This is a genomic window from Streptomyces sp. NPDC051776, assembly GCF_040681345.1.
Lineage (GTDB): Bacteria > Actinomycetota > Actinomycetes > Streptomycetales > Streptomycetaceae > Streptomyces.
In genome coordinates this window covers 1-24,013 of record NZ_JBFAYQ010000002.1, presented here as the reverse complement: position 1 = coordinate 24,013, position 24,013 = coordinate 1, and the positions used below count along the sequence as shown (strand labels likewise).

The window sequence follows — 24,013 nt, the reverse complement described above, 5'->3', positions numbered from 1 at the left end:
ACCCGCATGAGACGTAGGCGAGTGGTCCCCAGGCGTCGCCCCGGAGTGTGGAGTTCGCCGCGGAGGACGCCCCTGCGCCAGGGCACGATGCGTTCGCTCCGCTCGCTGCCGTCGCGCGGCGCCGGCGCCGGCGAGGGCCTGATGTGGGCCGGGGCCGCCGCCGCGATGGGCGCCATGGGCGGACGCACGGCCCGCAGGGCGGCGCTGCGCGGTGCGGGGTCCCTGGCCATCGCCAAGGCGATCACGCGCACGATCACGCGGCGCTCAACCGGCCGCGGTGAAGCGGGGGTCGTCCCGTTCGGCAGCTCGGCGTCGGCTGCCGCGTTCGCCGTGGGCGCCGCGTTGGAGGCGCCGCGCTTCGGTCTCGGCGCCGCGCCGGTCTGCGCGGCCATCGCGGCCTCGCGGCTGCGCGCCGGCGCGAGCGGTGCCGGGGAGGTCCTCGCCGGGCTGGTGATCGGCGGTTTCGCGGCGGCGCTGACCTGTCACTGGTGGCCCGTGAAGCCGGAGAAACCCGCGGGCGCGGTCCCGCCGCGCCTGCCGGCCCCGGCCCTCCCCGGCGGGGCAGGGCTCTACGTGGTGGTCAACCCCGGGTCGGGGGTCGCGTTGCGTACGGGCGACTCGGCCGCCCCGGCCGAACGGCTGCGCGCCCTGCTGCCGGAGGCCGGGATTACGGAGCTGGAACCCGAGGACGATCTGGGCGCGCTCCTGGACAAGGCGGCGAGCCGCGCGGCCGGTTGCGGCGGGGCGCTCGGCGTGTGCGGCGGCGACGGCACCCTCAACGCCGCGGCCGGGGCGGCCGTACGCCATGGTGTGCCGCTCGCGGCCTTCCCGGGCGGCACGTTCAACCACTTCGCCGCGGACCTCGGCGTCGAGTCGCTGGAGGAGGTCGCCCGCGCGGTCGAGGAAGGAGACGCCGTCTCGGTCGACCTCGCCCGCGCGTCCTCGCCGAACGACGGCCAGGAGCAGGTGTTCCTGAACACCTTCAGCCTCGGCGTCTATCCCGAACTCGTGCGGGCGCGGGAGAAGCTGGAGAACCGCATCGGCAAGTGGCCGGCGCTGGCCGTCGGGCTGACGCGGGTCCTCGCCGGGACCCGCCCCATCGATGTCGCCGTCAACGGCAGGCCACGCAGGCTGTGGCTGCTGTTCGCGGGCAACGGGGTGTACCACCCGGCCGGTTTCGCACCGACCTACCGCGCCCGCCTGGACGACGGGCTGCTCGACATCCGCGCGGTGGACGGCAGTACGCCCTTCGCCCGGACGCGGCTGCTGCTGGCGGTGCTCAGCGGCACCCTGCACAGCTCCCGCGTTCTCCTCGCCACCCAGATGCGCCGGCTGCGGCTGGACGGCCTGGCCGAGGCGCCGCACTACGCGTACGACGGTGAGGTCTCGCGGGGGCCGGTGGACGGGCTGGTGCTGGGGAAGTGGACGCGGGCCCTGACGGTGTACCGGCCGGCGGCGGGGAGCGACGAACTGCTGGCGCTTCCCGCGGCGGCCGAGCCGCGAGCGTAGGTTCCCCGGGCGCGGACCAGCGGCCCACGTACGGCATGTGTCACGGCACGGGGCGCCACCGGCGCGGCGTGGGCGCCTCGCTGAGCCCGCTGCCGGGTCGGCCCGCCGTGGGGGCTCAGAGCGCCGCCGGACTCAGCGCTCGCTCTCCCGCCGTCGCAGCCGTGCGGCGGCACGGGCAGGTTCTCCGAGCACGCGGCGGGCACAACGAGGGGCGGGCACAACGAGCGGCGGGCACAACGAGGGGCGGGCACAACGAGCGGCGGGCACAACGAGGGGCGGGCACTACGAGGGGCGGGCACTACGAGCGGGCGCCACTACAAGCGGCGGCCACTACGAATGGTGGGCCAACGAGTGGCGGCCACGACACTGTTCGTCGTGGCCGCCGTCGGACGGGTGGGCCTTTGCGGATCACTGCTCGGTGAGCAGACCGCGGCGCAGCTTGTCCATGGCGCGGGCCAGCAGGCGGGAGACATGCATCTGGGAAACTCCGAGTTCGGCACCGATCTCGGACTGCGTCATGTTCGCACCGAAGCGCATGCGCAGGATTCTGCGGTCCCGTTCACCGAGCTCTTCCAGCAGGGGCTTGAGGGCGTGCAGGTTCTCCACGGTCTCCAGGGCGGGATCGACGTCGCCCATACGGTCGGCGACGGTCGTCGCACCTGCCTGGTCGGCGTCCTCGTCGAGGGGTGCGTCCAGCGATGCGGCCGTGTAGCCGTTGCTGGCCATCAGTCCGTCGATGACCTCGTCCTCGCTCAGATGCAGATGCTCCGCGAGCTCCGTCGTCGTGGGAGCGCGGTTCAGGCGCTGGAAAAGCTTCTCATTGGCCTTCGCCAGGTCGATGCGCAGCTCCTGCAGGCGCCGCGGTACGTGGACCGACCAGCTCGTGTCCCGGAAGAAACGCTTGATCTCGCCGACGATGTAGGGGACGGCGAAGGTGGTGAACTCGACTTCCCGCGTCAGATCGAACCGGTCGATGGCCTTGATGAGGCCGATCGTGCCGACCTGGACAATGTCCTCCATGTCCTCGGAACGGTTGCGGAAGCGCCGTGCCGCGTACCGGACGAGAGACAGGTTCAACTCGATCAGGGTGTTGCGTGCGTACTGGTACTCGTGCGTGCCTTCTTCGAGCACGGCGAGCCGGTCGAGGAAGATCCTGGTGAGGGAGCGCGCGTCTTTGGGCTCCACGCTCAACGGATCTTCGATGACGGGCAGACCGGTCTCCTGAGCGCCACTCGCTCGCGCCAACTCCCCCGCTGACAGATCGTATGGAACCGCGGATGTCGTGCTGCTCACGTCGTCCTCCATATGTCGAGTGGACGCTCGGCGCCTACCCGGTCTCGCACATGGAACACGTACTAGGCCACGGGACGGGCGGTTCATCATGATTTGGTGCGCGGATTTCAGGAGGTTGTCTCGAACTCCGACCCGTGCGGACCACCATTTGGTCCGAGCGGGGCCCTTCGGCCACGCTCAGTCCCGTCCTCGCGCCCGCCTGAATCGGGCCAGGCCGTCGGCCAGGTCGACCAGTGGCTCGGGGTAGCCGCGGGCGCGCTCGGAGCCCGGCAGTTTCCACGGCTCGTGCACCGCTTTCCCCGGGATCCCCTCCAGTTCGGGCACCCAGCGGCGTACGTACGACCCGTCCGGGTCGAAGCGTCTGGCCTGGACGACCGGATTGAGCACCCGGCCCGGCCGTGTGTCCGTGCCCGTCCCGGCCGTCCACTGCCAGTTGAGCTGGTTGTTGGCGACGTCCCCGTCGACGAGCAGGTCCATGAAGTGGCGGGCGCCGACCCGCCAGTCCACGTACAGCGTCTTGGTCAGGAAGCTCGCCACCAGCAGGCGGCACCGGTTGTGCATCCAGCCCTCGTGGCGCAGTTGCCGCATCGCCGCGTCGACCACGGGGTAGCCGGTGCGGCCCTCCTTCCACGCCTCGGCCTCCTCCGCGGCCCGACGTCCTGAGCGCCAGCGGTCGTGGCGTGTGCGGTAGTCGGCGCGTGACGCGTCGGGGCGGGCGGCCAGGACCTGGTGGTGGAAGTCGCGCCAGCAGATCTGGCGTACGAATGCCTCGGTGCCCGGCCCCTCCTCCTTGCGTACCCGGTGCACGACTTCGGTGGGCGACAGGGTGCCGAAGTGCAGATGGGGGGAGAGTCGCGAGGTCGCGTCGGCGGCCGGAACGTCCTGCATGTCCTCATAGTGCGCGAGGTGCGCGCGCTTCCAGGCGGTCAGCCGGCGGCGGCCCTCGGTCTCGCCTCCGGTGGCCGGCCCCTCCGAGGTCCCGGAGACCTCCGCGCGGGACGGCAGGGGATCGGAGCCGATGCCGTCCGGCACCCGTACCGTGCGCGGGGCGCCGAGTGGATCGCGCAGCCGCTCCTGCGACCAGCGCCGGAAGTACGGGGTGAACATTGCGAAATGGTGCGAACCGGCCGGGGTCACCGCACCGGCCGCGAGCGCTGTGATCACCGCGTCGTGGACGTGCAGCCGCAGCCCCTCCGGGTCCAGCGCCTCGCGCAGCCGCGTCTCGCGCCGCTGGGCGTAGCCGCTGACTCCGGCCGCGATGTGCACATCGCGGGCTCCGGTCTCCGCGGCGACCTTGCCGACCTGGTCCACGACATCCCCGGACCGTACGACCAGCCGGCCGCCGCGGTCGCGCAGCCCCCTGTCGAGATCCGCCAGGCAATCGGCGAGGAAGGCGCGGCGGTTCGGTGCGTCGAACCCGGTTGCCGCGATCCCGTCGTCCCGGACGAACAGCGGCACGACGTCGTCGGACGACCGCAACGCCGCGAGCAGCGGCGGATGGTCGTGCAGCCGCAGGTCGGAGGTGAAAAGGACGACCGACACGGTCATGGCGCGGCTCCTGGTGGGGGCGGTCGCAGCTGTGACTGGTGCGGTCCGGCGGGCGGCGGGCCGCACACGCCATCCTGCCGCCGCCGGCCCCCCGAAGCCGGGAGGCGGGCGGCGGCACCGCTTGGCAGGGACAGGGCCACTGCCTGCGCGGGGACAAGTCGGGACATGATTGACACGTCAACGGCAGGCGTCTAGGTTGGCCTCGACTTAGTTGACACGTCATCTAAAGGGTGGCGTGCGGGCTTCCCAGCTGCTCCTGCTCACGGTCCGGCCCGCGCGCACGACCCCCAACCGGTGCGCACGTCGAGGGAGACAGAACAATGCCGACGACCAACCAGCCACCCGAGCCTGCCCGGTCCCCGGACCGCCGGTCGATCCTCAAGTACTCGGCCCTCGCCGCCTCGGTCCCCGCCGCGGGCGTCCTGCTCGACCAGTTCGCCCGACCGGCGACGGCCGCCGCGAGTGAAGCCACGTACGCGCCCGTCCCGCCGACCGCGCGCGGCCCTGAGATCCCCGAGAAGGGATACGTGGTCCAGGAGGTCCGGGACCGGCTGTACTGGCTCACCGACGGCACGTACCAGATGATCTTCCTGGTCACCGGCGAGGGCGTCGTGGTCGTCGACGCACCGCCGACGCTCGGCCACAACATCCTGCGCGCGATAGCCGAGGTGACCTCCGAGCCGATCACGCACGTCGTCTACTCGCACCACCACGCCGACCACATCGGCGCCGCGGGGATCTACCCCCGCAACGCCGTGCGCATCGCGCACGAGCGGACCCGCCGCCTGCTGTGCGAGGTACCCGACTCCAACAGGCCGCTGCCCACCCGGGTCTTCTCCGACTCCTACTGGCTCCAGGTCGGCGACCAGACCCTGAAGCTGACGTACAAGGGCCCCAACCACAGCCCGGACAACATCTACATCTACGCGCCCCGGCAGCGCGTCCTGATGCTCGTCGACGTCGTCTTCCCGGGCTGGGTCCCGTTCAAGAACCTCGCGATGTCCACGGACATCCCCGCCTGGATCGACGCTCACGACGAGGCACTCGACTTCCCCTTCACGACGTACGTCGGCGGGCATCTCACGCGGCTGGGCACCCGTCAAGACGTGGAGATCCAGCGGGAGTACATGCGCGACCTCGAAGGGAGCGCGCGGCGGGCCATCGCCGAGGTGGACCCGACGCCGATGTTCGCCCAGTACCCGGACAACCCGTGGGCGGTCTTCAAGACGTACATGGACGCCGTCACCCAGCACGCCACCGACCGGATGGTGCCCGCCTGGACGGGGCGGCTCGGCGCGGCCGATGTCTTCACCTACGACAACGCGTTCGCGATGTTCGAGGCGCTGCGGATCGACTACGGCGTTCTGGGGCCTTTCGGCGTACGGCCATGAGGCGTCGCGGGGCGTAGGGGCGTCGCTGGCACGGGGCGTCGCGGGGGTGTGCTCCCGCCTCCCGACCGTCAACCTCCCGACCGTCAGCCTCCGGTCCATCAGTCTCCCGTCCCGTCAACCTCTGTCCGTCAACCTCCGTCCGTCACAGCGGGGTTGACGGACGGGAGGCTGCACGCGGGTCGTCCGGGCGCCGGCGGCCGCGCCCTACGCCGTGACCTTCGCCGCCGTCCCTGCCGCGGCCGACACGGCGTCCGTCGCCCGCAGGCGCGCGGGGAGTTCGGCGACGACGGAGAAGCCGCCTCCCGGTTCGGGTCCCGCATCGAATCCGCCGCCCAGCAGCCCGACGCGCTCCTCCAGGCCCACCAGCCCGCTCCCGGTCCCGGGGAGGCGTCGTGCGATGGCGCTGTCCGGTTCGGGGCCGTTGCGGACGGCAGCGCTGACCGCGTCTGCTCCGGCGTCCACGAGGACCTCGTGTTACCGAAGAGGCACGACGACTGAGAAGGGTCTTGCGGTGACGTTCCCGACCGAAGGTGTTGAGATCACCCGGCTCCTTGTCGTCTCCGACATGGACCGGTCACGCACGTGGTACGGATACGTGCTCGGGGCCGACCTGTACCGCACGTACGGCGGCGACTCCTGCGTGCTGCGCCTGCTCGGCACCTGGCTGCTGCTGGTGACCGGCGGAGGGCCGACCGAGGACAAGCCCGGGGTGACGTTCGAGCCGCCGGCCGACCCCGGGCGGGTCGGCTCGGAGCTGATCTTCCGCGTGCCCGACTGCCGGGAGGCGTACGAGACGCTGCGGGGGCGTGGAGCGGAGTTCCTGACGCCGCCGGTCGACCGGGGCCACGAGGTACGGGCCTTCTTCCGCGACCCCGACGGGCATCTTTTCGAGATCAGCGAGGTCACCGGCTGATCCATGCCCCTCCGCAGGGTTCTTCGTTCCCGTGGGGGAGCGGGCGCGGACCGCTGGCTATCCTCGGGGCATGAGCGATCCCCGGTGGCTGGACGACCTGGAGAGCCGCGCATGGCGGGGATACATCGCCATGAGCCAGCTCCTCGAGGCCGAGATCAATCGCGGATTGAAGCAGGACTCCGACCTTTCGATGTCCGACTACCGGGTGCTCGTACCGCTCTCCGAGGTCGAGGGCCACCGGCTGCGCATGCAGGACCTGGCGGCCGAGGCCCACTACGAGAAGAGCCGGTTGTCGCACCAGATCCGCCGCATGGAGGCCCGCGGGCTGGTGCGTCGAGAGGAGTGCTCGACGGATGCGCGCGGCGCTTTCGCCATCATCACGCCCGAGGGACTGGCAGCCATCCGCAGGGCGGCTCCGCTGCATGTGGCCCGCGTACGCCGCCTGCTGATCGACTCGCTCACGCGTGAACAGCTCAACTGCCTCGCCGATATCGCGGCGGGCGTGGTGAACCGTCTGCAGACTCCCGCCGAGGCCGCCGATACGCCGGGCGATTGAGCCGGCGCTGCCCGTGTGCCGGGCTTCCTACGACTCCCCGGCGCCCATCCTGATCTGCTTCTTCTCCACCAGTTCAGCGTCCTGGAAGCAGAACCGGTAGATCATCTTCCGGTCGCCGGGCTGGGGCTGGGCGGAGAACCGGTACGTGCAGTCCGACCCCTCGGGGCGTGATGGTTCCCGGCCTCGGACGGCGCTCGCCGCCGCGTCGTCGCTGTCGCGCACCCGGCGCTGCGCACCGGAGCGTTCCTGGCCGAGGCGCGCCTCGTCGAACTCCTGCGGACTCATCTCCGGCGTCGTCCACGCCTCGACCAGAACGACTGCGGTGGGACCCACCAGGAACCAGGCCATGACCAGGCCGAGAAAACCCAGGCCGATCTTTGCGGCAGTGCTCATGCGCGGGTTTCCTTCCACTGGGCGGGCGGCGAGTATGCGGGGTCGTGGGACACCACTTCGTGGGCCCCACACTGTCCGCCCGCGACGGAGGCCGTCATCCGCCGATCGGCCATGTGTCCGGGCCGAAAGTCGAACCGTGCCGCATCTCGAAGCGGACCGGTAGCCGCGCCGGACGGCAGTCCAGCCGCACACGCGCGTGCTGATGCGGACCCTGAGACGGCTCCGCATTCCCACCGGCCCTCGACTTGCTGGGCCTCGACCTCACCGGCAGCCTCGCCGACCAGTCGACGGCGTGGCTCGCGCTGCGCCTGCGCGCCCAGCACCCGCTGGGCTCGGGCCACCCGGCCGATCTGCTGACCCTGCTGGCCGCCCCGGCCGCCCAGACGTGGGCCAAGGCCCGGATCGCCCCGCTCGGCGCCGCCGGGGACACCGTACGGGCCTGGCTGCGTGCGGACGCCAGGCTCCCTGCGACGGCGGCCGGTCTCGGCATCTCACTGCCCGGCGCCCGCAAGCGGCTGACCCGGATCGAGGAGACGCTTGGCCGCTCGTTGCTGCACGCGCCGAGCGCCAAATACGAACTGTGGCTGGCCATGACGGCGCTGGGAGAGCTCTGAGCGGGCCACGCGGTGCCGGCACTGTGCGAAGTGAAACCGCCCGGCCCCCGCACTGTGCGGAAGGAACCTCGCCGCACCCCCGTATGGCGTCTAACGTCCTTCCTACGCGACACAGCCGCACACAGCCGCCCCGTTGGGGAGCACGCCACCACGTCCACGGGGGAGTCGCGGGGGCATGCTCCTCACGGGGCGGTTGACACGCTCGGCGACTCGGGCCGTCGACGGGCTCGACGCGGTCGCCCAGGTCAGGCGGAGCGGCCCCGACGTCGTGCTGATGGACATCCGGATGCCGTACTGAGGTACTGGTACTGAGGTACTGAGAGCCACCGCAGGGCCACGAGGCGAGGGCCCGCAGGGCCCCGGCGCGAGGCACCGGGCTACGACGCGAGGCACCGGGCCCCGGCGCGAGGCACCGGGCTACGACGCGAGGCACCGGGCCCCGGCGCGAGGCACCGGGCTACGGCGCGAGGCACCGGGCCCCGGCGCGAGGCACCGGGCTACGGCGCGAGGCACCGGGCCCCGGCGCGAGGCACCCGGCTACGACGCCAGCGACGGCAGCGACGCGGCGAAACCCTGGATCTTCGCGTTCTCGTTGACGGTGCGCCAGCTCACCACCGCACGGGCCGGCGGCAGCCCCTCCAGCGGTACGAACACCACGTCCGGATGGCGGTAGTACTGCGTCAGCGCCGTGGACGTCGCGCAGACCTCGCTGCTGGTCGCGACCCGGCTGAGCATCTCGTGCTGGGTCTTGACCAGCCTGCCCCGGCGGATCGGCCGTCCGGCGGGTGTCAGCCGCGGCAGGAAGCCCTCGCGGATCTCCTTCGGGGCCGCCTGCGGCATCTCGACCATGGTGTGCTCGGCCAGCTCCTCCGCATCGACCGAACTCCGCGTCGCGAGCGGGTTGTCGGCGGCGACGGCGAGAACCCGCGGATACTCGGCGATCACCGGTCCCGTCGTCAGGTCGGGTTCGCACACCGGCCAGATGGTCACCTGCATGTCCACTTCGGCCCTCCGTAGCGGCCCGAAGTAGTCGCCCCACCGGGTCTCGCTCATGCTGATCGACCACTCGGGGTGCGTACGGCGGAAGTTGGCCACCGACGCGTTCACCGCACCCGCGAAAGGTCCGAGGAATCCGATGCGCAGCTCGCGTGCGAACGCCCGGGTCTCATCGATGGACCGCTGCAGGCCCTCGAAGCTCGGCTTCACGCGCGCCAGCAGGAACTGCCCGGTGGGTGTGAGCGCCACCCTGCGGCTCGTACGGTCGAACAGCCTGCCCCCGATGCGCCGCTCCAGCGACTGGATGAGCTGACTCACCCGCGGCCGGGACAGCCCCAGACGCTCGGCGGCCCTGGCGAAATGCAGCTCGTCGGCGAGAGTCAGGAAGGCCTCGATCTCCGCCAGTTCGGTAAATGCCACTTACCGATCGTACAGAACATCGCTCTTGATGAGGTCCCGGCGTTTGGCAACGATGGAGCCGCTTCGGACGGAGGCCCTCTTCACGGGGGTGAGAGGGCCTGTGTCCGGTCTGCCGCGATGTCCGCCTACCGCTTCGACGATGACGGCGGCGCGGCCGCGCCCGGCTGCGGGCCATAGGCCGTCAGGAAGCGGTCGCGGAAGCTGTCCATCTTCCAGACCGGGGCCTTTGCCCCGGGGTTGAGACCGTCCGCCCAGCCCCACGTCGAGATCCGGTCCAGAACGTCCTTGTCGTGGGCGACGATCGCGACCGGCACATCCCGGTTCGCGTGTTCGCCGCTGACTTTGGGGACGGGCTGGTGGTCGCCGAGGAAGACCAGCACGGTGTTCTTGTTGCCGTACTTCTCGACGTACGAGATGAGGCTGCGCAGCGAGTACTGGATGGAACGGCCGTACTCCCGCCGCACCTGCGAGGTGTCCTTCCATACCTCCACCGGATCCCTGCCCGCCTTCTCGATCGGGCGGTACACGGACCCGTCGCCGATATCGTTCCAGCCGAGCGTCCTGGGCAGGGGCGCCCAAGGGTTGTGGCTGGAGGTCAGGATGATCTCCGACATCAGCGGCTTGTCGCCGGGCTTGCCGTGCTCCAGGCGCTGATACGCCTTCAGCGTGTACTGGTCCGGCATGGTCGACCAGCTGAATTTTGGGCCCTGGTAGCCGAGATCGCGGGAGTCGTAGACCTTGTCCAGTCCGTAGAACTTCCCCTCCGGCCAGTCCTTGGTGACGCCCGGCATGATGCCGACCGTCCGCCAGGCGCCCGTGCGCTTGAACGCGCCGGTCAGGGTCAGGTGATCGCCTGCCGTGACGGTGCGGTAGCGCTGCTGGTTGTCGATCCACAGGCCGGACAGGAAGGTGGAGTGGCCGAGCCAGCTGCTGCCGCCGTACGTCGCCGAGGTCAGCCAGGCGCTGCGCGAGGAGAAACCCGCCTTGCGCAGCTGCTCGGTCCCCTTCGCCAGCTCCTCACCGACCCCTTGGGCGCTCTCCGGGTTCTCGATCGCGCTGCGCCCATAGCTCTCGATGAACGTGAACATGACGTCCTTCCCGCGCAGTCCGGTCAGCAGCCGGTCGCCGGGGACGTCGCCGAAGGCATCGACGCGGGCGTCCTTGGCGAACTCCCGCTCGTCCTCGAGCGTCGCCTTCACGCGCTTGTAGCGGTCGTGCACGAGCGCGGCCGTACTGCGGGTGGCGAACGTTCCGCCCGCCGCTTGCAGGCCCAGGAGGGCGCAGAGGACCCAGACGGTCCCGAGCGCGAGCACCGTACGCGTCGCGACGACGCTGTGCCGGGACATGAGGCTGCTGAGCCGCCGAACCGACAGCGTCATGAGCACGAACAGGGCGAGGACGAGGACCACGGCCCCGATGACGACGCCGTCGGCGCCGCCCTCCCCGATCGAGTCCTTCAGGAACGACAGGCCGTCGTCGAGCAGGGGCCAGTCCAGTACGAGATTGAACCCGCGGCCGAGCGTCTCGTTGAAGCCCATGTCGAGCAGTTTCACGATGACCAGCAGGCCGAGGCCCACCCCGGCCGTCACCGTGGCCACCCACCGCGCCCTGCGCGGCAGGACGATCAGTACGGCGGCTCCGAATATCGGCTCGACGGGCAGGTGCAGGAACGTCTCAGGGGCGAGGGCCGGTAGCGAACTCGGCAGAAGGAGCGCGGCGAATATGAGCCCGCCGGCGACGAGGGAGGCCCCCCAGGCCAGGATCCCTGCGATGACGGGGTACTTGGCACGCCAGCCGTGGGGAACGGAAGCGTCGGTGGCGTCGGCAGTGTCGGGCCCCGGGGCGTCGGGGGTGTCCGGGGCGTCGGGTCCCGGGGCGTCGGTGGCGTCGGCAGTGTCGCGTCCGGGGGCGGAAGCGTCGGTGCCGGTGGCGCCGTCACGGCCGCCTTCCTCCGGACCGTTGGCCGAACCACCCTCATCGATGGGCGCTTTGTCAGCATTCGTTCGCTGATGGGAGCGTGTGAAGAGGGACACCCGAAGGTCCTTCCGTGCGAAGCCCGGTGCGGTGCGGCGAACCGGCTCGGGAGGCCGGGGCCGCCGATGTCTGTACGGCTCGACCACGGCTTTCGTTCAGCGGTAAGGGTCGGAAACCGTGAACCGCATCCTCCTCGGAGGTCCGGGCGACGCCAAGGCAGTAGCCATTACTCATGTCCGCGGCCCGGGACACGTTCGAGAATCCATTGCCGGTCGCAGAAGGGCGTTGACCGTGCCCGGCGCCACGACCGCACCGCGCGTTCCGAAGGCGTCGGGGAAGTTCACGCCCGTCCGCGTCCGTCCATGTATGTCCAAGTACGGGTGAATGCAGGGGGTGGAACGGCGGCGGAGCGCCTCGCGCGGGCCTACATCTCCATACGTGCGAGAGCCATGCCGGTCGACGGGTGACAGCGGGGGGCGAATGCGGAGTCCATGCCGGGCGGCGGTGGATTCGACGCCGTAGCCGCGGCTACCGGATCGAGTGAGGAATGGTGACCACGTGTCGGTTTCACGTCGGAGGATGCTGACGTTCGCCGCGGCTGGAGTGGCCGCGGCGGCCATCGATCCGGGGGGAGTGGCACGCGCCGCTCTCGCCGGTCCCAGAAAGGCACCCTCGACATCGGCCTTCGGCGCCGGTACGACGCTGACCAAGACGGTTGTGCCCGGCCCACCGGATGCCAAGGGCTACCGGAAGCTCGTCGAGGCGAACGGCGAAGGGCACACGCTCCGTACCGACATCACCTCCTCGCGCGCCGAGAACCCGAAACCCCTGGTGGCGTTCGGGCATCTCAGCGATCTGCATGTCATCGACGACCAGTCGCCGTCACGCGTCGAATTCCTCGACCGGTACAACGACGACCCGGAATCCGGCTACCCCTTCGCCGCGGCGTACCGCGCGCACGAATTCCTGTCGCTGCAAGTCGTCGACGCGATGTGCCGTTCCTTGAGGGAACTGGGCAAGGGCCCGAAGACCGGCCTGCCGCTGGCATTCACGGTGGTGACCGGCGACGCCGTGGACAACGCCCAGCTCAATGAGACCCGTTGGTACATCGATCTGCTCGACGGCGGCGCGTCGGTGCAGGCCGACTCCGGCTCTCCCGACAAGGACGAGAGTGTTTCGAACGGGGTCTTCGGCCCGGCCGAGCACTACTGGCGTCCCGAGGAACCCCCGCAGCCCGGCAACAAGTACAGCGAGCGGGGATTCCCGCAGATCCAGGGCCTGCTGGGGGCGGCCCGTACGCCGTTCGACGCCGCGGGACTCGGCATGCCCTGGTACGCGGTGTACGGAAACCACGACGTGATGGTCCAGGGAAACATCCGGACCGACACGGATCTCCCCTTCTTCCACTCGCTGAAGTACCACACGGTCAATGCGGAGAAGTGGTCCGAAGGCCCGGAACTCCCCGGCAAGATGGAGGACATCGATCTCTTCGACGTGATCAAGGCCGTCTTCGCGGGGATCGACTCCGAGGACGTCACTGCCGACGCCAACCGCCGGCCGCTCAGCCCCGCGGAATTCATCGCGGAGCACCACAGGACCAGCGGGCTGCCGGTCGGCCACGGCTTCACCGAGGGCAGCGACAAGGCGTACTACGCGATACCCGCCGGAGCCGACGACCCGATCCAGTACATCACCCTCGACTCGACGAATCCCGGCGGGCTGACCAACATCCAGAACAACAACGACGGCGGCATCGACGAGGACCAGTTCGTCTGGCTCGAGGAACGTCTCAAGGAATGCAGCAGCACGTACTTCGACGAGGATGGAAACGTCGTGAACCAGCGCGACGTCAAGGACAAACTCATCGTCATCTTCTGCCACCACCCGCTGCGCACGATGACGAACACCCACGACGACCACCTCTCGGGCGAGGAAGTCGAAGCCCTGCTGCTCCGATTCCCGAATGTCGTCCTGATGGCCAACGGCCATACCCACCGCAATGAGATCCGGCCGCACGCCCGTCCCGCGAACCACGCCAAGCCGGGCGGATTCTGGGAGGTGTCCGCGGCGGCCCACATCGACTGGCCGATCCAGAGCCGGGTGATCGAGATGACGGCCGGCAAGGACGCGTCGGGCCAGGAGAGCATCTCCATCTTCACGACGATCCTGGACATCGACGCACCCCTGTCCAACGGCGGCGACCTCGGCAGCCCCAAGGCGCTGGCATCGCTGGCGCGGGAACTGGCGGTCAACGACATCCAGCTCGACGAGACCCGCCGCGGCGAAGTGGCCGACCGGAACGCGGAACTCCTGGTCCCGGCCCCCTTCCCGCTGGCGACGGCGGTGGGCGTGCGGAAGAAGTCCCGTACGACCGCGGGCGGACGGGCCAGGGAGCAATCCCCGGCCCTGGCGGGCTGAGGCCACCGGCCGAACGAAGGAAGGGGCGGGCAGGGCCCGGGCGAACAGCCCGGGCCCTGCCCATTTCCGTTTGCGTTGCCGCTTACGAAGGTCCCCGCGGGACATCCCACGGGGACCCTCTTCCGCCTTTCGTGGGGCCGGTTCACGACGGGCCCGACGGGGGCGGTCGTCAGATCTCGGAGCGCTCCTCGTCGATCTGCTTGACCCGCTTCCGGACCAGGTACCAGCCCCCGACCAACGCGAGCGCGATCAGCGGAAGGCTGTTCACCGTCGTTCGGCCGACGCCGCCGTCCATCCACATCAGCACGAGGACGGCGGCGAGGAACGCGAGGGTGACGAGCTGGGTGTAGGGGGCCCAGGGCAGCCGGTAGTCGGGCCGAGTGACGCGGCCCTCCTTGGAGCGGGTCCAGAACAGCAGCGAGCAGATCATGATCATCGACCAGGTGCCGATGATGCCGATCGAGGCGAAGTTCAGCACCAGCTCGAAGGCATCCTCGGGCATGACGAAGTTGAGGAACACGCCCACGACACCGAAGGCCGCGGTCAGCAGGATGCCGCCGAAGGGCACGCCGCGCTTGTTCATGACGCCCGTGAACTTCGGCGCGGAGCCGGACAGCGACATGGAGCGCAGAATCCGGCCGGTGGAGTAGAGCCCCGAGTTCAGGCTGGAGAGCGCGGCGGTGAGCACGACCAGGTTCATCACGCCGGCCGCACCGGGGACGCCGAGCTTGTCGAAGACGGTCACGAAGGGGCTCTCGTCGCCGCTGTAGGCGGTGTACGGCAGCAGCAGCGCCAGCAGCACGACGGAGCCGACGTAGAAGAGGCCCACGCGCCACATGATCGAGTTGATCGCCCTCGGCATGATCTTCTCGGGGTTCTCGGTCTCACCGGCGGCGACACCGCACAGCTCGACGGAGGCGTAGGCGAAGACGACGCCCTGGATCAGCAGCAGCATCGGCATGACGCCGCTGGGGAAGATGCCGCCGTTGCTCGAGATCGTGGACAGCCCGGGAGTGTGGCCGTCGATCTCGTGATGCGTGACGACGAGGTAGATCCCGACCAGCATGAAGGCGACCAGCGCCGCCACCTTGATGATCGCGAACCAGAACTCCATCTCGCCGAAGTACTTCACCGAGATCAGGTTGGTTGTGAGGACCACGCCGAGCGCAATGAGGGCCAGCACCCACTGCGGGATGTCGCTGAACATGCCCCAGAAGTGCGCGTAGGTGGCTGCCGCGGTGATGTCGGCGACGGCGGTCGTGGACCAGTTGAGGAAGTACAGCCAGCCGGCGGCGTAGGCGCCCTTCTCGCCCGTGAACTCGCGGGCGTAACTGACGAAGGCACCGGAGGACGGCCGGTGGAGCACCAGCTCGCCGAGCGCTCGCACGACGAAGAAGGCGAAGACACCGCAGACGGCGTACGCGATGAAGAGCGACGGCCCGGCGTCGGCCATGCGGCCACCGGCACCCAGGAACAGGCCCGTACCGATGGCACCCCCGATCGCGATCATGTTGATGTGACGCGACTTGAGGTCCTTGCGGTACCCGGCGTCACCGGCGTCCACGTGGGGGGACCTCGCTGCCGGGACCCCGGCAGCAGGCTTGTCGGCCGCAGTCATGGTGCGGTCACTCATGGGGCTGTTCACCTTCGTGAGGGGATGTGCGGTATCCGGCCGGCGGCCGGCGGCCTTCCACGGCGAGGAAGGCGATCACCGCGAGAGACCGGGGGAGGGCAGGGGCGCCCGGGGGCCATAGTCACGGCATCCCTGGGATTTTGGCAGTGGTGAACGTCACGCGGAAATGGATCTGAGGTTTCTCAGAGGTTTCACTAGCAATAAGTAAGGGCGTGGCGTTTCTCATAGGGGGTCGGGAGGGGGCCGGTTCGCGGGCACCATGTCCGGAATGCATCGATCCGGGGTCTCCTCGTGCCGGAGCCGGTGAGAGGGCAGGTCGTGCAGCCGTCGGTGTCGCTCCGTAGGCTCGTAAGCGGGAGCACTCGTCCTGCGCCGCCCTTCGCCCCGAGCCACCGGCCCACGGGCCCGACGGACCGGCCGCTTACGGTGTCGCGGCGTGTGCCGATGTCGCTGACGCGGAGCCCTACATGACCACATCCCGGGACTTGATGATCACCGCCATGGACGTGGCGCCCGGCCACCCCCTCGAGCGGGGCAGGCTCTCGCTCGCCCTCGCGGGCGCCGAGCTGATCGACCTCCTGGCGGCCGAGACCGTGACGCTGGACGGCGACCGGATCGTGCCCGGCCTCCGGGTGCCCCTGTCGGACCGCCTGCTGAACGAGGCCGAGGAGTCACTCGTACGCGAATCCCCGTACGAATCGGTCGCCGACTGGCTCTGGCGGCGGGGCCGCAACCTGTCCTCCGCCTATCTGGCCGCCCTCGAAAGGGAAGGACAGGTCGCCCGGCGGCGCCGCCGCCGACTGCCTTTCCGTACCGGCCGGACGGAGCTGACCGACTCGCCCGACCGCCGCACGGCGAAGGAGCGTTGGACAGCTGACGAGCCCGTCCTCGCCGCGCTCGGGACGGCCCTCGGCCTCCGCGGCGAGGCGGGGCCCGACGGCGCACTGAGCGAGACCGACGACGCGGCGGAAGAGGTGCTCGCCGGGGTCAATGACGCGCTGCTCGAACTCGAGGCCGTACGGCAGCGACACGACATCGAGCAGGCGGCCTTCGACAACATCTGGCGGGGCGACTGACGCTGCCGGACCGGGTGGCGCCGCAGGCGGGTGCCACCCGTGCCGCCCCGGCCGGGTGCCGCCAGGCCGTTGTGCAACCGGACCAGGTACGAGGCGGTCATGTGCCGCTCCCGCAAAGAAGTTTGGACCCCGGCCGACGGCAGCCGTTTCTTCGCCCGCACGTCGGAGAAGAACGGCTCGCGGCCCGATTCTCCCACGAGCAAGGAAAACCTCGTCAGGCCCAGCCGGCCGACGAGGCCCACGTCGCAGAACTGCCGAGCCACGGAAAGACTTCCCCTGGTGCGGAGCGAACGTCGCCGGGCTCCTCGAGCCGACGGAACTCGCCGACGAGGCCGTCATGACGGTCTCGATTCAGCGTGATCTTCCTCGTTCCATGAGTACCGGATCATCCAATTCGCATGTGGGTCCGCCGGGTTCTCGCCCGCTGCTTCGGATTCATGCCCATACGGCCCGGCCCGGGGACGGGGGAACCGGACTGGGGAGCATCGCCTCGCCGCCGTCCAGTGTCAGACGCGTGTTGTCAGACCCGTGCCGTACGGTCGGCGAACCGGCGCTCGGAAGAAGCCTGGTCCCCGACTCCAGCACCCCCGGAGAGGACCGCCCCCGGAGGGCCCTCGCGATCCTCTGCGCCACCCCTTCACCACGCATCACCACGCAAGGAGTCACGGTGGCCTTGTTCACCATCCGAACAGCTCGAGAAAGCGACCTGGAAACGGTGCGGGAGCTCCTCGCCATGTCCGAACGGCGACTACGGCCCCTGGGCTTCGGTCAATGGTCTCTCCCCATGCCGGATGACCTCATACTGCCGAGCATCCGAAGACAGGAGACCTACCTCGTCGACGACGGGGTCGGCGAGGTCGCGACCGTCACACTCAACAAGGAGGGAACTCCGTTCTGGCCGGCTGAATGCACCGACGCCCTGTTCGTACATCGTCTGGTCGTGATTCCAAGGGGTACCGGACTGGGCGTCTCGCTCCTCGACTGGTCGGGGGAGCAGGCCCAGAAGGCCGGAAAGTCCTGGCTCCGGATCGATGTCTGGAAGACCAACCGGCGCCTCCACTCCTACTACCGGGGCCTCGGCTTCGAGCCCCGGGGCATCAAGCACGTACCCGGCGCCGGCTCGGGTGCGCTCTTCGCCCGCCCCGCCGGGTCACGGGTGGGCTCCGGGCCATCGATCACCGCCCACGAACGGCACTGGTCCGCACCAGCGCCGAATAGTCCGACGAGCATGGGTCGTCGACGGCCGAGCATGGGTCGTTGACGGCATGGGTGGGGGCGAGCTGGATAGGGTTTTCCCAACCGTCCTTCTCTCTTCTCCGCGAAGTCCGCCACCCGTCGGACGGAATTCCCCGGCAGGCCGTGAGCACAGACGCGGCCGATCACCAGGAGTACAGCCGTGCGACCCCGAGAGCCATCATCTGCGCCCGGCAGCCTCGGCCGGAACCGCGAGACAGCGACGCTGGCGCTCCTCTCCTTCGCCATGCTGGTCGTTTCGCTCGACCAGTACATCGTGGTCGTGGCACTGCCCGACATCGCACGTGACCTCGGCTATTCGGCGCGGACGCTCCAGGCGGTCATCAGCGCCTATGCCGTGGCTTCGGCCGGCTTCCTCCTGTTCGGCGGACGAGCCGCCGACCTCCTCGGGCGACGCCGCATCCTGGCAACCGGCCTCGCACTCTATGCTGGGGCCGCGCTCGCGGGAGGACTTGCGACCAGCGCCGGAATACTCCTCGCCGCTCGCGCATTCCAGGGCCTCGGCGGAGCCCTCGTATTCCCGACCACCCTGGCACTCATCAACACCGCATTCGTCGAAGGCCGCGCCCGAAACCGCGCTTTGGGAATCTGGGGAGGGTCAGGCGCGGCAGGACTCGTCATCGGTGTGCTGCTCGGCGGACTTCTGACGCAGGCGTTCGGCTGGGAAGCGGTCTTCCTCGTCAACGTCGCGCTTGCCGGCCCCGCGCTGCTGCTCGCTTTCGTGGTGATCCCACGGGACGGTGAACGCGAAAAGGGCCGCAGATTCGATCTGCCCGGGGCGCTCAGCGTCACCCTCGGAGTCACGCTCGTCGTGTTCGCCCTGGTGCAAGGCCCCGGGCTCGGCTGGCTTTCGCCGGGCATCCTGCTGAGCGCTGCGGCGGGTCTCCTGCTGATCGGAGCCTTCGCCATCATCGAGCGGCGCAGCTACGACCCACTCATGCCGCCCGGGCTGCTCTCCAACCCCAATCTGATCACGGGCGTCGTCATCGCGTTCATGTTCATGGCGACATTCGGTTCCGTGCTCTACTTCCTGTCCATCTACTTCCAGGAGATTCTGGGCTACGACGCTCTGCAGGCGGGCGCCGGCTTCCTCATCCCCACGGCAGTGGTGGTGGCCGGTTCGACATCCGCGGGCCGGCTCGTAACGCGGTTCGGCCTCCGGCGCACGTCGGCCGCGGCGCTCGCCGTTGGTGCGCTCGGTGCGGTCGCACTCGGCCTCGCGATCTCGCCGAACGGCACGTACATCGAGCTCATCCCCGGCCTTGTGGTGCTGAGCATCGGCGACGGGGTGGTCTTCACCACCATGTTCATCGCCGCCGCTACCGGAGTCCCCGACCGGCAACAGGGCATTGCCTCCGGCATCGCCTCCACCGGCTCAGGCGTGGGCGCAGCTGTCGGCCTCGCCATCCTCGTACTGATCGCGACCGCCCGCCTTGACGGCCTTTCCGGTGAACGGCTTCGCATCGCCACCGCCGACGGGATCAGCACCACGCTCTTCGTCGTGTCCGGCGGAATCGTGCTGACCTTCTTCGTCGCCCTGCGCCGTTGCCCGACACCGCCCGAACCGGCACCCGCCCCCGTTCCCTATCAGACCCGCCGCTGCTAGCCGCGCCCAGGACCTGCGTCCACGAGGCATTCCCCAGGACTGCGGGGAACCAACGACGCGGACGCGGTCCGGACAACCCACAAGCCCCAGGCCCGTGGGCCTGGGGCTTGCTGTGGAGCGGGTGGCGGGAAATCGAACCCGCGCCGCGGACCTGGGAATCGCGGGCCGTCCCGGCTTCCGAACGACTTCTGGTTTCGCAGATTCACGCGCCGGGGTCGCGAAAGGCGACCTTTCGACGGGCGGCCTCGTCGACCTGGTCGAGGGTGAGGAGGGGGGTGGCACGGGTGTGGAGAGCGCCGCTGGCCTTGACCGTGAGGCTGACGGCGGCCATGGAGACCGCGTCGGGGAAGTCGACGATGAGCACGACGTCGTCCTCGCCGAAGGCGAAGTACATAGCCTCCACAGTTCCGCCGAGGTCGGTGACGATCTGGTCGACGGCAGCGCGGCGGCCACTCCCGCCCTCTTTGAGCAGACCCTTCGTGCCCTCGGTTGTGTAGCTGGCCTGGATGAGGAACTTCGGCATGGGGAGGCTCCCTGACCATTTGCTTGTCCGGTACGACGATGGCCTTCCCGCTATCGCGTCGGCCGCCACTCACCGAGCGGCTGGATTCACTCGTTGGAAGCTGAACCGCGGGTCCGATCCGATCCGCCGTCGCCCGTCACCGTTGGAAGAGCAGTGAGATCGTGGCAAACAGCTGCAAAGTATAGAATAAGCCTTGTGTTCAGGCTCGACACCTTCGGATGGAGGAGGTTTCGCGTTGACACACGATGGCGGGCTGAGGCTGCACCTGCAGCATGTCTTCCGCGCACCGCGCTCGGTCGTCTTCCGGACGTTCACCGAACCCCGAGAAGTGGCCAAGTGGTGGGGGCCGGATGGGTTCGCGATCCCGAGTGTGGAAAGTGACCTTCGGCCAGGCGGTGCCTATCGGATCGCGATGCAGCCTCCGGATGGCGATGTGTTCTGTCTAGTGGGGGAATTCCTCGAGGTCGACCCTCCGGAACGCCTGTCCTACACCTTCCGGTGGGAGGATCCCGATCCCGAGGATCGGGAGACGGTCGTGACGCTGTCGTTTCACGAACTCGGCAATTCATCGGCCAAGTTGGTTTTCAACCAGGGCGACTTCGCCACTGAACGGCGCCGAACCCTTCACGAGGAAGGCTGGGCCCAGAGTCTCAACAAGCTGGATGAGCTGCTGGCCTCGGCCGCGTCGGCCTGAGATCCAGGTGTACGCGTTCGGTTCACGTGCTCCTGCGACCTCGTACGGCGGGAAGCGTAGCGGGACTTCGGGCGTCGTGGGCCGGCCGTGCCTCAGGCATGGAGGGCGACCATGATCCCGACGTAGGTGAAGACCAGGCCGACGATCATCTGGATGATCGGGGGCACCAGCGTGTGGCGGAAGGCGTGCACCCGGGCCTTCTGCGGCCGGTCGGGCAGATAGAGCATCGCGACCCTGCGGCCGGTGGGGATTCCCATTCCCTTTCCATGCATCTTCGGGGAGAACTCCACGCGGTGGCCGTGCTGGTCGAAGAACTCGATGACCGGCACCTGGTGCCGGGTCCGCCTGTCGGACCGGTTGAGGCGTCCGACCCGGACGTTGTTGACCACAAGCCCCGGGGCCGGGAGGCCGTAACGGCGGAGGCGCAACATCATGCGGCCCTCCTTTACGGCGAACCACACACACCGCGCGAACGCCATGCCGTGGGAGGGGGCGGCAGCATCCCGTCGCGGTGCGAAACCGCCGCCCGTTCTCGGACCCAGCCCTTGCGTCACCTATCGAAAGTCGATAGATTTCCATCGTGACTCGGTGGAGGGATGGGCCATGGGAAAGCTGACAGTGCGTGCGCTGCGCGCGGTGCTCGTGGTGGTGCTCACCGGCACCGTGTTCGTACAGGCAGGGATGCTGTGGGCTTTGGTCAGCGGGAGCGACCCGGAGGACGGGTCGCTCCCGCTGACCCCGCTGCGCGTGGTCACGATCCTGGGCATGGTGTCGGTCCAGGTCGCCGTGGTTTGCGTATGGCGGCTGGTGACCATGGTGCGACGCGGAACCGTGTTCTCCCACGCCGCCTTCCGGTACGTGGACGTCGTGATCGGCGCGATCGTGGCGGCTGCCCTCGTGTGGTTCGCGATCACGGTCCTCAATGCGCCGGGCCAGCGGGCCGACCCAGGCGTCACCGTCATCATGGGCGGGGTTGGCGTGGCCATCCTGGGGGTCGCGCTCATCGTGTTCGTGCTACGGATGCTGCTTGCCCAGGCTGTCGCGCGCGACCTCGAAGCGGCGCAGATGCAGGCCGAGTTGGACGAGGTGATCTGATGCCGATCGCCGTCGACATCGATGTAATGCTCGCCAGGCGGAAGATGTCCGTGGGCGAGCTGGCGGACCGCGTAGGGATCACGCCCGCCAACCTGGCGGTGCTCAAGAACGGCCGCGCCAAGGCGGTGCGCTTCGCGACGCTCGACGCGCTCTGCGAGGTGCTCAAGTGTCAGCCGGGCGACCTGCTGCGCTGGGAGACCGAGGACGCCGCGGGCGGATGACACGGCCCAGGGCGGGTGTGAAGACGCCGGGCACCACTGGCCCGTGACACGGCACGTCGACCGCATGGACGTGGACCGCCGATCACCCGCAACACGCTTCCGACCCCGTTGCGTGTCATGGAGGCGGGCGCGGCTGCCGGTCCAGCATCTCGCCTGGGGCGCTGTCGGAGCACTGGGTGCCGGGCTTGTGCTGCGTGGCCGAGGCTGGCGGCGCCTGCTCGGCCTGTTGCCGATGGGCTACTCGATCGGCCATCACACGCTGGTCAACTACACCGGGAGGCGTGATGCCGAACCGCCCGGCTGGGCCACGTCGCTGCGCGGCACCGCCGACGACCTGGTCGCCTACGTGCCACTGGTGTGCCTGCTCATAGCCATTGCGCTGGACTTCGGTCAATTGCAGCGCAGCAAGCGAGGCATGCCGACGGTCTTGCTGGATGCCGAGCGGGCCGGTCGCACGGGAACCGGGGCGCTCGCGGGGTTCGGCGGCCGGTGTCTGCCGTGGACGGCGGTGATCGCGCTGCGCTTCGCCCGTATGCGCAGGGCTCTCCTCTACGCCGCCGGGCGAACCGACCCCGAGCGTCTTGAACTGCTGCACCAGGCCGTGGCGGATACTGCGGCACGGATCGACGCAGCGGACCGCGAGGGCGTATGGAATTCGGGGCGAATACGTGCCCATCTCAAGGCAACCCGCCACAGCCGACCGTGGCGGCGCCGCTGGCCGCTCCTGGCCATCCCGCTCGTACTGATGCTGCCGTCCCTGCTCTTCCTGGGCGTCGGCTCGTTCACCTTGACCAAGGGTCTGCAGGAGTCCTTCACCACAGGCATCGGACCGTCGGTCCTGATGTGGTTCGGCATAGCCGGGCTCGCCTGGTGCGTCGTTCAGCTCGTGCTTCTCATACGCGCCTGGCGGACCACCCGTGGCCTCCTGGAGGCCCACGGGGTTCGAGTGTTCTCGCTCTCTCGGGACTGCCCAGAGGTCGACGCCTTCTCATTCCGGGATCGAGGCATCCCGTTCATCCTGCTGAGCACGGAGAAAACCGCGGAGCGGGGACGCTTCGATGCGGCTCACGAGCTCGGTCACCTGGTCATGCATGGTGAAGAGCAAGTACCGCATGGCCCTCAGGCAGAGGGGGAAGCCCACCGATTCGCTGCTGCCTTGTTGATGCCGGCTGCTGACGTACTCGCGTACGCACCGCGTAACCCAAGCACCAACTGGATCCTGCAGGCGAAGCGACGTTGGAAGGTCGCCGCAATGGCACTGGCTCACCGCCTTCACGAGCTGAACCTCACAACAGAGTGGCAGTACCGGACCCACTGCGTTGAGCTCAGTCGACTGGGATACCGCAGGGACGAGCCACAAAGTCGTCTCGGGCGGGAGACCTCGCAGGTCCTCGGGAAGGTCTTCGCCGCCCTACGGGCCGAAGGCATTCGCCCAGCCGATGTCTCCCGTGACCGATAGGTCTAGACAATAAACAAGCACCAGGCTGCTGACCTGGAGCTTCGTCGTGGAGCGGGTGACGGGAATCGAACCCGCGCTCTGAGCTTGGGAAGCTCATGTTCTACCATTAAACTACACCCGCGCAATAAGGCGCCTCGGCGTCTTACCGCCGCAAACTGTACCCCATCGATGGCTCCGGTGTATTCGCCGTGGGCCTTTGTGCTGCTCGGGACGGGAACGCCAGGTACCTCGTGCGTAGGGCACGGCGGCCCCCTAGGTGTTCTGACCATGAGCGTTGTTGACACTCGTGGGGGGTTGATCAAGAGCGAAGACCTCCGATGTGGTGGAGGTGTCTAGGCTCCACACCACACACGGAGGTCTTCGTGTCCCACCGTAATGCCCGGCTGACCGTCTTCGGGAGGCGACTGCTGGTCGAGCGGGTCCGATC

At 69.2% G+C, this 24,013-nt stretch carries 22 protein-coding genes, 1 tRNA gene and 2 pseudogenes; 15 read left to right on the top strand and 10 right to left on the bottom strand.

What is annotated here, in order from left to right:
- The first annotated feature begins 87 nt into the window (after window positions 1-87).
- Window positions 88-1,509, top strand: a complete 1,422-nt coding sequence (locus tag AB0M26_RS02160) for a diacylglycerol kinase family protein (protein WP_365253102.1) — start codon at window positions 88-90, stop codon at window positions 1,507-1,509.
- A 408-nt stretch (window positions 1,510-1,917) separates the two neighbouring features.
- On the opposite strand, the gene AB0M26_RS02155 is transcribed toward AB0M26_RS02160, so the two are convergent.
- Both AB0M26_RS02155 and AB0M26_RS02150 read right to left on the bottom strand, forming a co-directional pair.
- The gene (locus tag AB0M26_RS02155) at window positions 1,918-2,769 is read right to left on the bottom strand and encodes an RNA polymerase sigma factor SigF (RefSeq protein WP_365253764.1); all 852 of its coding nucleotides are present in this window, start codon (window positions 2,767-2,769) and stop codon (window positions 1,918-1,920) included.
- Window positions 2,770-2,979: 210 nt separating this feature from the next.
- Window positions 2,980-4,350: a deoxyribodipyrimidine photo-lyase gene (locus tag AB0M26_RS02150; RefSeq protein ID WP_365253099.1), complete on the bottom strand. Its 1,371-nt coding sequence runs from the start codon at window positions 4,348-4,350 to the stop codon at window positions 2,980-2,982.
- A 320-nt stretch (window positions 4,351-4,670) separates the two neighbouring features.
- Between AB0M26_RS02150 and AB0M26_RS02145 the strand changes: the two genes are divergently transcribed.
- Window positions 4,671-5,741, top strand: a complete 1,071-nt coding sequence (locus AB0M26_RS02145) for an MBL fold metallo-hydrolase (protein ID WP_365253096.1) — start codon at window positions 4,671-4,673, stop codon at window positions 5,739-5,741.
- A gap of 204 nt (window positions 5,742-5,945) precedes the next feature.
- On the opposite strand, the pseudogene AB0M26_RS02140 reads toward AB0M26_RS02145, so the two are convergent.
- Window positions 5,946-6,137, bottom strand: a pseudogene (locus AB0M26_RS02140) (hypothetical protein); the annotation flags it as partial.
- Between the two features lie 115 nt (window positions 6,138-6,252).
- Here AB0M26_RS02140 and AB0M26_RS02135 point away from each other — a divergent pair.
- Entirely contained in the window at window positions 6,253-6,654 is a 402-nt protein-coding gene (locus tag AB0M26_RS02135; RefSeq protein ID WP_365253093.1) for a VOC family protein, read from the top strand.
- 70 nt (window positions 6,655-6,724) lie between these two features.
- Window positions 6,725-7,210: a MarR family transcriptional regulator gene (locus tag AB0M26_RS02130; RefSeq protein ID WP_365253090.1), complete on the top strand. Its 486-nt coding sequence runs from the start codon at window positions 6,725-6,727 to the stop codon at window positions 7,208-7,210.
- Between the two features lie 27 nt (window positions 7,211-7,237).
- Here AB0M26_RS02130 and AB0M26_RS02125 read toward each other — a convergent pair whose 3' ends face one another.
- On the bottom strand, window positions 7,238-7,603 hold the full coding sequence (locus tag AB0M26_RS02125; RefSeq protein WP_365253087.1) for a hypothetical protein: 366 nt from the start codon (window positions 7,601-7,603) through the stop codon (window positions 7,238-7,240).
- 245 nt (window positions 7,604-7,848) lie between these two features.
- On the opposite strand from AB0M26_RS02125, the gene AB0M26_RS02120 reads away from it, so the two are divergent.
- Window positions 7,849-8,217 (top strand): helix-turn-helix domain-containing protein, encoded by a 369-nt coding sequence (locus tag AB0M26_RS02120; RefSeq protein ID WP_365253084.1) that lies wholly within the window; start codon window positions 7,849-7,851, stop codon window positions 8,215-8,217.
- Between the two features lie 211 nt (window positions 8,218-8,428).
- A pseudogene (locus AB0M26_RS02115) lies at window positions 8,429-8,509 on the top strand (DNA-binding response regulator); the annotation flags it as partial.
- Between the two features lie 245 nt (window positions 8,510-8,754).
- Here the strand turns inward: AB0M26_RS02115 and AB0M26_RS02110 are convergent.
- Window positions 8,755-9,633: a LysR family transcriptional regulator gene (locus AB0M26_RS02110; protein WP_365253081.1), complete on the bottom strand. Its 879-nt coding sequence runs from the start codon at window positions 9,631-9,633 to the stop codon at window positions 8,755-8,757.
- A gap of 125 nt (window positions 9,634-9,758) precedes the next feature.
- Window positions 9,759-11,666 (bottom strand): sulfatase, encoded by a 1,908-nt coding sequence (locus tag AB0M26_RS02105; RefSeq protein ID WP_365253079.1) that lies wholly within the window; start codon window positions 11,664-11,666, stop codon window positions 9,759-9,761.
- A gap of 499 nt (window positions 11,667-12,165) precedes the next feature.
- Between AB0M26_RS02105 and AB0M26_RS02100 the strand changes: the two genes are divergently transcribed.
- Entirely contained in the window at window positions 12,166-14,025 is a 1,860-nt protein-coding gene (locus AB0M26_RS02100; protein ID WP_365253076.1) for a TIGR03767 family metallophosphoesterase, read from the top strand.
- A gap of 169 nt (window positions 14,026-14,194) precedes the next feature.
- Here AB0M26_RS02100 and AB0M26_RS02095 read toward each other — a convergent pair whose 3' ends face one another.
- A complete protein-coding gene (locus AB0M26_RS02095) occupies window positions 14,195-15,658 on the bottom strand; it encodes an amino acid permease (RefSeq protein ID WP_365253073.1) in 1,464 nt (487 codons plus the stop codon).
- Between the two features lie 467 nt (window positions 15,659-16,125).
- Here AB0M26_RS02095 and AB0M26_RS02090 point away from each other — a divergent pair, with 467 nt between their 5' ends.
- The 3 genes from AB0M26_RS02090 (at window position 16,126) to AB0M26_RS02080 (ending at window position 19,594) form a co-directional block, all read left to right on the top strand.
- Window positions 16,126-16,734, top strand: coding sequence for a GPP34 family phosphoprotein (locus tag AB0M26_RS02090; protein WP_365253070.1), 609 nt, complete (start codon window positions 16,126-16,128; stop codon window positions 16,732-16,734).
- A 667-nt stretch (window positions 16,735-17,401) separates the two neighbouring features.
- Window positions 17,402-17,995: a GNAT family N-acetyltransferase gene (locus AB0M26_RS02085; protein ID WP_365253067.1), complete on the top strand. Its 594-nt coding sequence runs from the start codon at window positions 17,402-17,404 to the stop codon at window positions 17,993-17,995.
- 135 nt (window positions 17,996-18,130) lie between these two features.
- On the top strand, window positions 18,131-19,594 hold the full coding sequence (locus AB0M26_RS02080) for an MFS transporter (protein ID WP_365253064.1): 1,464 nt from the start codon (window positions 18,131-18,133) through the stop codon (window positions 19,592-19,594).
- Window positions 19,595-19,796: 202 nt separating this feature from the next.
- On the opposite strand, the gene AB0M26_RS02075 is transcribed toward AB0M26_RS02080, so the two are convergent.
- On the bottom strand, window positions 19,797-20,117 hold the full coding sequence (locus AB0M26_RS02075; RefSeq protein WP_365253061.1) for a GYD domain-containing protein: 321 nt from the start codon (window positions 20,115-20,117) through the stop codon (window positions 19,797-19,799).
- Between the two features lie 235 nt (window positions 20,118-20,352).
- Between AB0M26_RS02075 and AB0M26_RS02070 the strand changes: the two genes are divergently transcribed.
- Window positions 20,353-20,811 carry an SRPBCC domain-containing protein gene (locus tag AB0M26_RS02070; protein WP_365253058.1) on the top strand — a complete coding sequence of 153 codons (459 nt, stop codon included), beginning with the start codon at window positions 20,353-20,355 and terminating at the stop codon, window positions 20,809-20,811.
- A gap of 92 nt (window positions 20,812-20,903) precedes the next feature.
- Here the strand turns inward: AB0M26_RS02070 and AB0M26_RS02065 are convergent, their stop codons facing one another.
- Complete coding sequence (locus AB0M26_RS02065; RefSeq protein WP_365253055.1) at window positions 20,904-21,245, bottom strand: DUF3592 domain-containing protein; 342 nt, start codon at window positions 21,243-21,245, stop codon at window positions 20,904-20,906.
- A 169-nt stretch (window positions 21,246-21,414) separates the two neighbouring features.
- On the opposite strand from AB0M26_RS02065, the gene AB0M26_RS02060 reads away from it, so the two are divergent.
- The 3 genes from AB0M26_RS02060 (at window position 21,415) to AB0M26_RS02050 (ending at window position 23,586) form a co-directional block, all read left to right on the top strand.
- Window positions 21,415-21,906, top strand: a complete 492-nt coding sequence (locus tag AB0M26_RS02060) for a DUF2975 domain-containing protein (RefSeq protein WP_365253052.1) — start codon at window positions 21,415-21,417, stop codon at window positions 21,904-21,906.
- Window positions 21,906-22,127: a helix-turn-helix transcriptional regulator gene (locus tag AB0M26_RS02055; RefSeq protein ID WP_365253049.1), complete on the top strand. Its 222-nt coding sequence runs from the start codon at window positions 21,906-21,908 to the stop codon at window positions 22,125-22,127. Before AB0M26_RS02060 ends, AB0M26_RS02055 begins: the two co-directional genes overlap by 1 nt.
- Window positions 22,128-22,314: 187 nt before the next feature.
- Complete coding sequence (locus AB0M26_RS02050) at window positions 22,315-23,586, top strand: ImmA/IrrE family metallo-endopeptidase (protein WP_365253046.1); 1,272 nt, start codon at window positions 22,315-22,317, stop codon at window positions 23,584-23,586.
- A gap of 47 nt (window positions 23,587-23,633) precedes the next feature.
- Here the strand turns inward: AB0M26_RS02050 and AB0M26_RS02045 are convergent.
- Window positions 23,634-23,707 (bottom strand) — tRNA-Gly (locus AB0M26_RS02045).
- Between the two features lie 241 nt (window positions 23,708-23,948).
- Between AB0M26_RS02045 and AB0M26_RS02040 the strand changes: the two genes are divergently transcribed.
- Window positions 23,949-24,013 (top strand): leucine zipper domain-containing protein (locus AB0M26_RS02040; protein WP_365253761.1); only part of this gene is annotated, 65 nt, incomplete at its 3' end.